A 12,410-nucleotide genomic window follows, 5' to 3' on the forward strand; every position below is an offset into this window, starting at 1 on the left:
GCGTAAGATGAGCAAAGAAGTTCTGCTGGTAGTGGAATCTGTTTCGAACGAGAAGGGTGTTCCACCCGGCGTCATCTTCGAGGCACTGGAGTTGGCACTCGCCACGGCTACCAAGAAACGCTACGAAGAAGATGTGGATCTGCGGGTGTCGATCAACAGACACAACGGCAGCTACGAAACCTTCCGCCGCTGGACCGTGGTGGAAGACCAGGACTATCAACTGCCCGATTCGCACCTGACGGTGGAAGACGCGCAGGAAGAGCATCCCGGCGCCAAGGCCGGTGATGTGATCGAAGAAAAGATCGAGTCCATCGAATTCGGTCGCATCGCCGCCCAGACCGCCAAGCAGGTGATCGTGCAGAAGGTGCGCGAAGCCGAGCGGGCTCAGGTGGTGGATGCCTACCGCGAGAAGGTCGGTGAGATCATCTCGGGTACCGTCAAGAAGGTCACCCGCGACAGCGTGATCGTCGATCTGGGCAACAATGCCGAGGCCTTGCTGCCGCGCGAGCACATCATTCCTCGCGAGACCTTCCGCATGGGCGTGCGTCTGCGGGCGCTGCTCAAGGAGATCCGTACGGAGAACCGCGGTCCTCAGCTGATGCTGTCGCGCACCGATCCGCAGATGCTGATCGAGCTGTTCCGCATCGAGGTGCCGGAGATCTCCGAGCAGCTGATCGATGTGATGGCCGCTGCTCGTGATCCGGGCTCCCGGGCCAAGATCGCCGTTCGCTCCAAGGACAAGCGTATCGATCCCCAGGGTGCCTGCATCGGCATGCGCGGTTCGCGCGTCCAGGCCGTGTCCGGTGAACTGGGTGGCGAGCGCGTCGACATCGTCCTCTGGGACGACAACCCGGCGCAGTTCGTCATCAATGCCATGGCCCCGGCCGAAGTCGCCTCGATTATCGTCGACGAAGACAGCCGTACCATGGACATCGCCGTGGCCGAGGACAACCTGGCCCAGGCCATCGGTCGTGGTGGTCAGAACGTACGTCTGGCCAGTCAGCTGACCGGTTGGACGCTCAACGTGATGACCGAAGCGGACATCAACGCCAAGCAACAGGCCGAGACCGGCGACATCATCCAGCGCTTCATCGACGAGTTGGATGTCGACGAGGAACTGGCCCAGGTGCTGGTGGAAGAAGGCTTCACCTCCCTTGAGGAAGTGGCCTATGTCCCCATGGAAGAGATGCTCAACATCGATGGTTTCGATGAAGACATCGTCAATGAGCTGCGGACGCGGGCGAAAGATCGTCTGCTGACCCGGGCCATCGCAACTGAAGAACAGAAGAGCCCCAGCGAAGATCTGTTGACCCTCGACGGCATGGATCCCCAGCTCGCCAATGCGCTGGCCCAGCGTGGTGTGGTGAATCGCGAAGAGCTCGCCGAGCAGTCGATCGACGACCTGCTCGACATCAACGGCATGACCGAAGAGCGTGCCGGCAAGCTGATCATGGCTGCCCGTGCCCATTGGTTCGAGTAGGCGGCGCAGCCTGAGGAGAGAAGTGCATGACGCAAGTCACGGTGAAAGAACTGGCCCAAACGGTCAATACGCCGGTGGAACGTCTGCTACAGCAGATGCGCGAGGCAGGTCTGACGCACAGCAGTGCCGAGCAACTGGTGAGCGACGCGGAAAAGCAGGCGCTGCTGACGCATCTGAAGGGGACGGCGAAGCTCGATGAGCCCAGCAAGATCACCCTGCAGCGCAAGACCCAGACCACGCTGAAAGTGGCCGGCAGCAAAACGGTAAGTGTCGAGGTGCGCAAGAAGAAGACCTTCGTCAAGCGCAGCCCCGCCGAGCTCGAAGCCGAGCAGCGCCGCGAGCAGGAAGCCCAGCGCGCGGTTGAAGAAGCCGCCGCTCAGGCCCAGGCCGCGGAAGAAGCTCAGCGCGCCGCCGAAGAGGCTGCGCGGCAGCAGGCCGAAGCCGCCGCTCAGGCCGAGCAGCAGCCGGTAGCCGCCGAAGCCGCTACCCCGGTCGCCGCGGAAGCGCCTGCCGTGGTGGCCGAGCAGCCGGCCCCGGTCGTTGCCGAGCCGGTCGCCGAAGCCAAGAAAGCGGATCCCGCCGCTGCCGAGCGCAAGCGTGAAGAGCCGCGTCGTCCCGTACACCCTGCGCCCAGCAGCAAGCGTGACGACGACGAGCGTCGCGAGCGCAAGAATGCCCAGCACCGGCCGTCCATCAAGGACAAGGCCGCGGCTCCCCGTACCGTACGCACTGGCGACGACGAGGAAGAAGGCTTCGGTCGGCGTGGCGGTCGCGGTGGCAAGTCGCGACTCAAGAAGCGAAACCAACACGGGTTCCAGAGCCCGACAGGACCTGTAGTGCGCGAAGTCAATCTAGGCGAGACCATCACCGTCTCTGAGCTTGCTCAGCAGATGTCGGTGAAGGCCGCCGAAGTCATCAAGTTCATGTTCAAGATGGGGTCTCCCGCCACCATCAACCAGGTGCTCGATCGCGAGACGGCGCAACTGGTGGCCGAAGAGCTGGGCCACAAGGTCAAGCTGGTCAACGAGAACGCCCTGGAAGATCAACTGGCCGAATCCCTCAAGTTCGAGGGTGGCAAGGCTATGCACCGTGCGCCGGTGGTGACCGTCATGGGTCACGTCGACCACGGCAAGACCTCGCTGCTGGACTACATCCGTCGCGCCAAGGTCGCCTCGGGCGAGGCCGGTGGCATCACCCAGCACATCGGTGCCTACCACGTGGAAACCGAGCGTGGCATGGTGACCTTCCTGGATACCCCCGGCCACGCCGCGTTCACCGCGATGCGCGCCCGTGGTGCCCAGGCCACCGACATCGTCATCCTGGTGGTGGCGGCCGACGACGGCGTCATGCCGCAGACCGAGGAAGCCATCCAGCACGCCAAGGCGGCGGGTGTACCCATCGTCGTGGCGGTCAACAAGATCGACAAGCCCGATGCCGATCCGGATCGCGTCAAGCACGATCTGGCCGGTCGTGAAGTAGTCCCGGAAGAGTGGGGCGGCGATACCCAGTTCGTCCACGTCTCGGCCAAGGCCGGTACCGGTGTGGACGATCTGCTCGAAGCCATCCTGCTGCAGGCCGAGGTTCTCGAACTGACCGCTACCCCGGAAGCGCCCGGTCGCGGTGTGGTCATCGAATCTCGCCTGGACAAGGGGCGTGGTCCGGTTGCCACCGTGCTGGTGCAGAACGGCACCCTGCGTCAGGGCGACATGGCGCTGGTCGGTGTCAACTTCGGCCGTATCCGCGCCATGCTCGACGAGAATGGCAAGCCGATCAAGGAAGCCGGCCCGTCCATCCCGGTCGAGATCCTCGGCCTGGACGGCACCCCGGATGCCGGTGACGAACTCACCGTGCTGACCGACGAGAAGAAGGCCCGTGAAGTGGCGCTGTTCCGTCAGGGCAAGTTCCGCGAGATCAAGCTGGCCCGCGCTCACGCCGGCAAGCTCGAGAACATCTTCGAGAACATGGGCCAGGACGAGAAGAAGACCCTCAACATCGTGCTCAAGTCCGATGTGCGTGGTTCGCTCGAAGCGCTGCAAGGCTCGTTGTCCGGTCTGGGCAACGACGAGGTCCAGGTGCGGGTGGTCGGCGGTGGCGTCGGTGGTATCACCGAGAGCGATGCCAACCTGGCGCTGGCCTCCAACGCCGTGCTGTTCGGCTTCAACGTCCGGGCCGATGCCGGGGCGCGGAAGATCGTCGAGCAGGAAGGCCTCGACATGCGCTACTACAACGTCATCTACGACATCATCGAAGATGTGAAGAAGGCGCTGACCGGCATGCTGGGCAGTGACGTCCGGGAGAACATCCTGGGTATCGCCGAAGTGCGCGATGTGTTCCGTTCGCCGAAGTTCGGCGCGGTCGCTGGCTGCATGGTCACCGAAGGCATGGTGCACCGCAACCGTCCGATCCGCGTGCTGCGTGAAGACGTGGTCATCTTCGAAGGCGAGCTGGAATCCCTGCGTCGCTTCAAGGATGACGTGGCCGAGGTACGGGCCGGCATGGAGTGCGGTATCGGCGTGAAGAGCTACAACGACGTCCGCGTCGGCGACAAGATCGAAGTGTTCGAGAAGGTCCAGGTAGCCCGTTCGCTGTAACGGCGACTCCGCCTCAGGACGGCAGGTCGCGGGTCTGGCAGAGGGTTGCCAGGCTCGGACTTGCCGTTCGCGTTTCCAAGATTCATGGCTGGCAGGCCTGGTGTCTGCGGCCTTTCGTACGAGAGTTTCGACATGGCCAAAGAATTCAGCCGTACCCAGCGCATCGGCGATCAGATGCAGCGTGAACTGGCACTGCTGATCCAGCGCGAGATCAAGGATCCGCGGCTGGGCATGGTAACCATCACCGGCGTGGACGTCGCGCGTGACCTGTCCCATGCCAAGGTGCACATCACGGTCCTGGGCAAGGACGACGACGCCGAGGCGATCAAGCAGAATCTCAGCATCCTCAAGGACGCTGCGGGCTTCCTGCGCCAGCAGCTGAGTCGGGTGATGAAATTGCGGACCATCCCGCAACTGAGCTTCCAGTATGACGAGAGCATCCGTCGCGGTGCCCAGCTGTCGGCCCTGATCGAGCGTGCGGTTGCTGAAGACCGTCGTCACGAAGGGGAGGAGTAGGGGTGGCTCAGGTCAAGCGTATTCGCCGCCAGGTCCATGGCGTGCTGGTACTGGACAAGCCACGCGGCTTTTCCTCCAATGCGGCGCTGCAAAAGGTTCGCTGGTTGCTCAACGCGGAGAAAGCGGGGCATACCGGTAGTCTGGATCCCCTGGCCACTGGCGTGCTGCCGTTGTGCTTCGGTGAGGCGACCAAGTTTTCCCAATACCTGCTGGATGCCGACAAGGGCTACCGCACCGTGGCCCAGCTGGGCGTCACCACCACCACCGGCGATGCCGAGGGTGAGGTACTGGAGCGACGGGCGGTCAGTGTCGACGAAGCGGCCATCCAGGCGGCCTTGCCGGCCTTTCGCGGTGAGATAGAGCAGATTCCGCCGATGTACTCGGCACTCAAGCGCGATGGCCAGCCGCTCTACAAGCTGGCACGTGCCGGCGAAGTAGTGGAGCGCGAGGCGCGTTCTGTTACTATTGCCCGTCTGGAGCTTCTGGCGTTGCAGGAAGATCGCGCGACGCTGGAAGTGGCCTGCAGCAAGGGGACCTATGTGCGCACCCTGGTCGAAGACCTCGGCGCCCGTCTCGGTTGCGGGGCTCACGTGGCTGAGTTGCGCCGTACCCAGGCCGGTCCCTTTGGCCTGACCCAGGCGATCAGCCTGGAAGAACTGGAAGCGGCACACGCCGAAGGTGGTGCCGAAGCTCTGGATCGCTTCCTGCTGCCAGTCGACAGTGGCTTGGAACATTGGCCGCTGGTGCAGTTGACCCAGCACAGTGCGTACTACTGGTTGCACGGTCAGCCCGTCCGGGCGGCCAATGCGCCGAAATTCGGCTTGATGCGGGTGCAGGACGACCAGGGTCGTTTCATCGGCATCGGCGAGATAGATGACGAGGGGCAGGTTGCCCCGCGTAGACTGATTCGGTCCTAGACCGATACCGAGGATGGCTGTCAGCAGGCACGGTCATTCCTCTTTTCCTAAGCACGGGAATTTTCCCGGCCTGTTACCTCAGAGGAGCCCTAATCATGGCACTGAGCGTCGAAGATAAAGCCCAGATCGTAAACGAGTTCAAGCAGAGCGAAGGCGACACCGGTTCCCCGGAAGTGCAGGTTGCCCTGCTGTCCGCCAACATCGACAAGCTGCAAGGTCACTTCAAGGCCAACGGCAAAGACCACCACAGCCGTCGTGGTCTGATCCGCATGGTCAACCAGCGCCGTAAGCTGCTGGACTACCTGAAGTCCAAGGACACCACTCGTTACAGCGCGCTGATCGCTCGCCTGGGCCTGCGTCGTTAATACGATGCAGACCTGCTGCAAGCAGTCTGAAGCTGGAGGTCGGCTCGCGCCGGCCTCCAGCTTTTTTGCTTGAGCGGCCGACAGAATCGGCCTGCGTTACCCGGAGATCAGCGAGGGTCCGAATCCCTCTGGTCGCCCCTGTTTCCCCCAAGGCAATAAAGAGAAGGAAAGACTGTGAATCCAGTAATCAAGCAATTCAAGTTCGGTGAGCAGAACTTCACCCTGGAAACCGGCCGCATCGCGCGCCAGGCGACCGGTGCGGTACTGGTCTCCACCGACGACGTCAGCGTGCTGGTCACCGTGGTCGGTGCCAAGCAGCCCGCAGCCGGCAAGGACTTCTTCCCGCTGTCCGTGCACTACCAGGAGAAGACCTACGCCGCTGGCCGCATCCCCGGTGGCTACTTCAAGCGTGAAGGTCGTCCTTCCGAGAAGGAAACCCTGACCTCGCGCCTGATCGATCGCCCGATCCGTCCGCTGTTCCCCGAAGGCTTCCTCAACGAAGTCCAGGTGGTCTGCACCGTGGTCAGCACCAACAAGAAGTCCGATCCGGACATCGCCGCCATGATCGGCACCTCCGCCGCCCTGGCCATCTCCGGCATCCCCTTCGCCGGCCCCATCGGTGCGGCGCGCGTGGGTTACCACAGCGAACTGGGCTACCTGCTGAACCCCAGCTACGAGCAGCTGCAGAGCTCCAGCCTGGACATGGTCGTGGCCGGTACCCGTGACGCCGTGCTGATGGTGGAATCCGAAGCCGACGAACTGACCGAAGACCAGATGCTGGGTGGCGTGCTGTTCGCCCACGAAGAATTCCAGGTGGCCATCGAGGCCATCAGCCAGTTCGCCGCCGAAGCCGGCAAGCCGAGTTGGAACTGGCAGGCGCCTGCCGAGAACACCGCCCTGGTCGAGGCCGTCAAGGCCGAGGTCGGCGAGGCCGTGTCCCGTGCCTACACCATCACCATCAAGCAGGATCGCTATGCGGCCCTGGGTGCCCTGCGCGACCAGGCCGTCGCCAAGCTGGCCGGTGAGAACGGTCAGTACAGCGAAGCCGAGGTCAAGGAGACCTTCGGTCTGCTGGAATACCGCACCGTGCGCCAGAACATCGTCGACGGCAAGCCGCGTATCGACGGTCGCGACACCCGCACCGTACGCCCGCTGCAGATCGAAGTCGGCACCCTGAAGAAGACCCACGGTTCGGCGCTGTTCACCCGTGGTGAAACCCAGGCCCTGGTCACCGCGACCCTGGGCACCGCCCGTGACGCCCAGCTGCTGGACACCCTGGAAGGCGAGCGCCGCGACAGCTTCATGCTGCACTACAACTTCCCGCCCTTCTCGGTCGGCGAGTGCGGCCGCATGGGCAGCCCGGGCCGTCGCGAGATCGGCCATGGCCGTCTGGCCCGTCGTGGCATCCAGGCCATGCTGCCGACCCAGGAAGCCTTCCCCTACAGCATCCGTGTGGTCTCCGAGATCACCGAATCCAACGGCTCCAGCTCCATGGCGTCGGTGTGCGGTGCCTCCCTGGCACTGATGGATGCCGGTGTGCCGGTCAAGGCGCCGGTGGCCGGTATCGCCATGGGCCTGGTCAAGGAAGGCGAGAAGTTCGCCGTCCTGACCGACATCCTGGGTGACGAAGACCACCTGGGCGACATGGACTTCAAGGTAGCCGGTACCGCCAAGGGCGTCACCGCCCTGCAGATGGACATCAAGATCAACGGCATCACCGAAGAGATCATGGAGATCGCCCTGGAGCAGGCGCTGGAAGCGCGTCTGAACATCCTGGGTCAGATGAACCAGGTCATCTCCGAGTCGCGCGCCGAGCTGTCGGAAAACGCGCCGACCATGCTGTCGATGAAGATCGACCAGGACAAGATCCGTGACGTGATCGGCAAGGGTGGCGCCACCATCCGCGGTATCTGCGAAGAGACCAAGGCCTCGATCGACATCGAGGACGACGGCACCATCAAGATCTACGGCGAGACCCGCGAAGCCGCCGAGGCTGCCAAGCAGCGCGTGCTGGGCATCACCGCCGAGGCCGAGATCGGCAAGATCTACGTCGGCAAGGTGGAGCGCATCGTCGACTTCGGCGCCTTCGTCAACATCCTGCCCGGCAAGGATGGTCTGGTGCACATCTCGCAGATCAGCGATCAGCGCATCGAGAAGGTCACCGACGTCCTCAAGGAGGGTCAGGAAGTAAAGGTGCTGGTACTGGACGTGGACAACCGCGGCCGTATCAAGCTGTCGATCAAGGACGTAGCGGCGGCGGAAGCCTCCGGCGTCTGAGACGACCCCTGCTAAGAAGAAACCCGGCCTCGGCCGGGTTTTTTTGTTTTTGGTGGGGTGAAGAGTTCGCCGGATATTTCATCGCGGCCATGGCGGTCCGCCGCTGCGGCCGCTCCGTAGGTTGGGTTGAGCACAGCGAAGCCCAACATCGCCCCGGGGGCTGGCAATGTTGGGCTTCGACGATAGAGCTGTCTCAACCCAACCTACCGTATATCGCCACCCCGGCCGCGATTGGCCGCTTGATCAGACCTTCTCACGAATCCATTCGATGAAGCTGCGCACCTTGGGCACCTCGGCCATCTGTTCCGGATAGGCCAGCCAATAGGCGTGGGGGCTGGCCAGGCGGTGTGGCCAGGCGAGCACCAGGCGGCCGGAAGCCAGTTCCTCGGCAACCAGGAATTCCGGTAGTAGCGCTACCCCACAGCCTTCCTGGGCGGCGCGGGCGCAGAGGGTGAAGGTGTCGAAGCGCGGGCCGTGGTGGCTGTGGACTTCTTCGCGGCTGAGGCTGGCGTACCAGTCATGCCAGGATTCCGGGCGGGTGGTGTTCTGCAGCAGGACGAAGTCCACCAGTTGCTCGGGGCCGTCGATGCCGTCGGCAGGCAGCAGGTCCGGCGCGCAGACCGCGACCATGTGCTCGTGCAGCAGCAATTCGCACTCGGCGCCCGGCCAACTGCCATGGCCATAGAACAGCGCCACGTCGTGGCGCGGATCGCGAAAATCCACCGGCTCCAGGGCGCTGGAGACATCCAGGTGGATGTTGGGATGGCGTAGGCGCCAGCCCTTCAGGCGCGGCACCAGCCAGCGCTCGCCGAAGGTTGGCGGGGTGGCGACCCGCAGCACCTCGGTCTCGCCGCCATAGGACCTCAGGTAGCGTGCCGACATCTCCAGCTGATTGAGAATCTTGTCCACCTCGGCCAGGTAGAGGGCGCCCGCCGGGGTCAGTTGCAGGCGTCGACGGACCCGGCGGAACAGACTGTGCTGCAGCAGATCCTCGAGCTGGGCGACCTGCTTGCTGACCGCGCTCTGGGTCAGCGCCAGTTCATCGGCCGCACGGGTGAAGCTCAGGTGGCGCGCGACCGCCTCGAAGCACTGCATGGCGGTGATGGACGGCAAATGGCGACGTTGCATGAGCGCACTCGCGGCATGAAAAAAGGGAATGATATGCCGAGCAAAGGTCGGTTGTCCGGCGCCGCCGCCCTGACCATACTCAAGGTCGATTCCTTTGATCTTCGCGGAGACCTCAGCATGAGCAAGGCCCTGTTGGAACGCCTCGGCGTTCCTGCCCAGCACTACACTCAAGGCGACCACCAGGTGCATTCCCCCATCGACGGCAGCCACCTGGGCAGCGTCGCGCTAGAAAGCGCCGCCGAGGTGGAGCAGAAGATCTCCCGTGCCGAGCGGGCCTTCCAGGCCTGGCGTGCGGTGCCGGCGCCGCGCCGTGGCGAGCTGGTGCGCCTGCTGGGCGAAGAGCTGCGCGCGCACAAGGCCGATCTCGGTGAGCTGGTGTCCTGGGAAGCCGGCAAGATCACCCAGGAAGGCCTGGGTGAAGTGCAGGAGATGATCGATATCTGCGACTTCGCTGTCGGTCTATCGCGTCAGCTGTATGGTTTGACCATTGCCTCCGAGCGTCCCGGCCACCATATGCGCGAAAGCTGGCAGCCGCTGGGTGTGGTGGGCATCATCAGTGCGTTCAACTTCCCGGTCGCGGTCTGGTCTTGGAACGCTGCCCTGGCGTTGGTCTGTGGCAATCCGGTGGTCTGGAAACCCTCGGAAAAGACGCCGCTGACCGCCCTGGCCTGCCAGGCGCTGTTCGAGAAAGCCTTGTCGCGTTTTGGCGATGCCCCGGCGGATCTCAGCCAGGTGATCATCGGCGATCGCGTGGCCGGTGAGGCCCTGGTGGACGATCCGCGGGTGGCGCTGGTGAGCGCCACGGGTAGCACCCGCATGGGTCGCGAGGTAGGACCGCGGGTTGCGGCGCGCTTCGGTCGCAGCATCCTCGAATTGGGTGGCAACAATGCCATGATCCTGGCGCCGAGCGCCGATCTGGACATGGCGGTGCGTGCCATCCTGTTCAGCGCCGTGGGTACCGCTGGCCAGCGTTGCACCACCCTGCGCCGGCTGATCGCCCATCGCTCGGTCAAGGACGAGATCGTCGCGCGGCTCAAGACCGCCTATGCCAAAGTCCGCATCGGTCATCCGCTGGAAGGCAATCTGATCGGTCCGCTGATCGACGCCGCCAGTTTCCACGCCATGCAGGGCGCTCTAGAGCAGGCGCGCGGCGAGGGCGGGGTGGTCTTCGGGGGCGAGCGCCAGCTGGCTGACCAGTATCCCGAGGCCTATTACGTGACGCCGGCCATCGTCGAGATGCCCGAACAGAGCGAAGCGGTGCGCCACGAGACCTTCGCGCCCATTCTCTATGTACTCACCTACGACGACTTCGCCGAGGCGGTGGCGCTGAACAACGCTGTGCCCCAGGGGTTGTCTTCCTGCATCTTCACCACCGACGTGCGCGAGGCCGAGGCCTTCATGTCGGCGACCGGCAGTGACTGCGGCATCGCCAACGTCAATATCGGACCCAGCGGCGCCGAGATCGGCGGGGCCTTCGGTGGCGAGAAGGAAACCGGTGGCGGTCGTGAATCCGGTTCGGATGCCTGGAAGGCCTACATGCGCCGCCAGACCAACACCGTCAACTACTCCCGCGAACTGCCGCTGGCCCAGGGTATCGTCTTCGACTGAGCCGTTCGCCAAGGAGCGCGCAGAACATGCAGTTGCGTCAGGAATGCCTGTGGGAGCGGCTCTATCCAGCGGTGCCGGGGGCACCGCTGGAGGGGGAGATCGACACCGAGGTGTGCGTCATTGGCGGTGGCTTCACCGGTCTCTCCACCGGCCTGCACCTGGCGCAAGCCGGGCGCCGGGCAGTGGTGCTGGAGGCCCATGGCGTTGGCCATGGTGGCTCCGGGCGTAATGTCGGGCTGGTCAATGCCGGCATGTGGATCCCGCCGGACGAGGCGGTGGCCACCCTCGGCAGCGAGGTCGGCGAGCGCCTGCTGGCGGTGATGGGCGATGCGCCGAGCCAGGTGTTCGCCCTCATCGAGCGCTACGGCATCGATTGCCAGGCGCGCCGGGCCGGGACCCTGCACATGGCGCACAGTGCCAAGGGGCTGGCCGACCTGGGGCGGCGCGCGGAGCAGTGGCAACGCCGCGGGGCCCGGGTCGAGTTGCTGGAAGGCGAGGCCTGCTATACGGCATGCGGTACGCGCGACATCAGCGGAGCCCTGCTCGATCATCGTGCGGGCACCCTGGTGCCCATGGGCTATGTGCAGGGCCTGGCCAAGGCCTTGCGGCAGGAAGGTGGCCAGCTGTTCGAGCGAACCGCGGTGCGCCGGTTGCAACGCGTCGGCGAGCGCTGGCTGGTGGAAACCGCCCAAGGGCGGATCTTGGCGGATCAGGTGGTCATAGCTTCCAATGCCTACACGGAAGGCGAATGGACCACCCTGCGCCAGCAGTTCTTCACCGGCTACTACTACCAGGTGGCTTCGCAGCCGCTGGGGCCGGAAGCGGACTTCATCCTGCCCCAGGGGCGTGGCTCCTGGGATACCCGCACGGTGCTGAGCAGCATTCGCCGCGATGCCGAGGGGCGCCTGTTGCTGGGCAGCCTCGGCAACATGGCGGGGCGCCCGGCAGGCTTCATCCGCGCCTGGGCGGATCGGATCCAGCAGCATTATTTCCCGTCGCTGGGTCGCGTCGAGTGGGAGTGCACCTGGACGGGCCGGATCGCTTTCACGCCCGATCATCTGATGCGACTGTTCGAGCCGGCGCCGGGGTTGCTCGCGGTCACCGGTTACAACGGGCGCGGGGTGACGACCGGCACGGTCGTGGGGCAGGCCTTCGCCCGTTATCTGTGCAGTGGCGATCAGCGGGATCTGCCCATGCCCTTGGCGTCGCTAGCTGCCAATCCGGTTGGGCAGTGGCGCAGCCTGATGTACGAAGCCGGCTTTACCCTATATCACGCCGGGCAGTGTTTGCGGGTCGTGCTCTGATAGCCACCCGCTAGTGCCTGCCCATGCTGGGTCCGCTCCTTTCACGCACTGTAAAAGCGGCTGATTTGCGCATCTCGCGCTGCCAAGTCAGCCGCTTCGTCAGGTCTTGTTCATACCGCGTGATAGCCTCTCGAATGGCCTGATTCGCCAAGGGTTGCGCCCCGCCAAGGTTGGTTACTTTGGTGGCACGCTGCGCGGCCGATGTTACGTTTTGGTGCGAAACA

At 64.3% G+C, this 12,410-nt stretch carries 9 protein-coding genes; 8 read left to right on the plus strand and 1 reads right to left on the minus strand.

Annotated features, from left to right (window positions below):
* Positions 1-7: 7 nt before the first annotated feature.
* The 6 genes from nusA to pnp all read left to right on the plus strand — a co-directional run bounded on the left by nusA (position 8) and on the right by pnp (position 8,146).
* Positions 8-1,480, plus strand: a complete 1,473-nt coding sequence (gene nusA / locus CCZ28_RS18900; protein WP_058764316.1) for a transcription termination factor NusA — start codon at positions 8-10, stop codon at positions 1,478-1,480.
* Between the two features lie 26 nt (positions 1,481-1,506).
* Entirely contained in the window at positions 1,507-4,071 is a 2,565-nt protein-coding gene (infB, locus tag CCZ28_RS18905) for a translation initiation factor IF-2 (protein ID WP_140220376.1), read from the plus strand.
* A 132-nt stretch (positions 4,072-4,203) separates the two neighbouring features.
* A complete protein-coding gene (gene rbfA / locus CCZ28_RS18910) occupies positions 4,204-4,587 on the plus strand; it encodes a 30S ribosome-binding factor RbfA (RefSeq protein WP_140220377.1) in 384 nt (127 codons plus the stop codon).
* Between the two features lie 2 nt (positions 4,588-4,589).
* Positions 4,590-5,504, plus strand: a complete 915-nt coding sequence (gene truB / locus CCZ28_RS18915; RefSeq protein WP_140220378.1) for a tRNA pseudouridine(55) synthase TruB — start codon at positions 4,590-4,592, stop codon at positions 5,502-5,504.
* 95 nt (positions 5,505-5,599) lie between these two features.
* Complete coding sequence (gene rpsO / locus CCZ28_RS18920) at positions 5,600-5,869, plus strand: 30S ribosomal protein S15 (RefSeq protein WP_140220379.1); 270 nt, start codon at positions 5,600-5,602, stop codon at positions 5,867-5,869.
* A 174-nt stretch (positions 5,870-6,043) separates the two neighbouring features.
* On the plus strand, positions 6,044-8,146 hold the full coding sequence (pnp, locus tag CCZ28_RS18925) for a polyribonucleotide nucleotidyltransferase (protein WP_140220380.1): 2,103 nt from the start codon (positions 6,044-6,046) through the stop codon (positions 8,144-8,146).
* Positions 8,147-8,389: 243 nt separating this feature from the next.
* Here pnp and CCZ28_RS18930 read toward each other — a convergent pair whose 3' ends face one another.
* A complete protein-coding gene (locus tag CCZ28_RS18930; RefSeq protein ID WP_140220381.1) occupies positions 8,390-9,274 on the minus strand; it encodes a LysR substrate-binding domain-containing protein in 885 nt (294 codons plus the stop codon).
* Positions 9,275-9,391: 117 nt separating this feature from the next.
* On the opposite strand from CCZ28_RS18930, the gene amaB reads away from it, so the two are divergent.
* Both amaB and amaA read left to right on the plus strand, forming a co-directional pair.
* On the plus strand, positions 9,392-10,882 hold the full coding sequence (gene amaB / locus CCZ28_RS18935) for an L-piperidine-6-carboxylate dehydrogenase (protein WP_140220382.1): 1,491 nt from the start codon (positions 9,392-9,394) through the stop codon (positions 10,880-10,882).
* Between the two features lie 26 nt (positions 10,883-10,908).
* Complete coding sequence (amaA, locus tag CCZ28_RS18940) at positions 10,909-12,186, plus strand: L-pipecolate oxidase (RefSeq protein WP_140220383.1); 1,278 nt, start codon at positions 10,909-10,911, stop codon at positions 12,184-12,186.
* Positions 12,187-12,410: the final 224 nt, after the last annotated feature.

This window comes from Pseudomonas oryzihabitans, assembly GCF_006384975.1.
GTDB classification, from domain to species: domain Bacteria; phylum Pseudomonadota; class Gammaproteobacteria; order Pseudomonadales; family Pseudomonadaceae; genus Chryseomonas; species Chryseomonas psychrotolerans_B.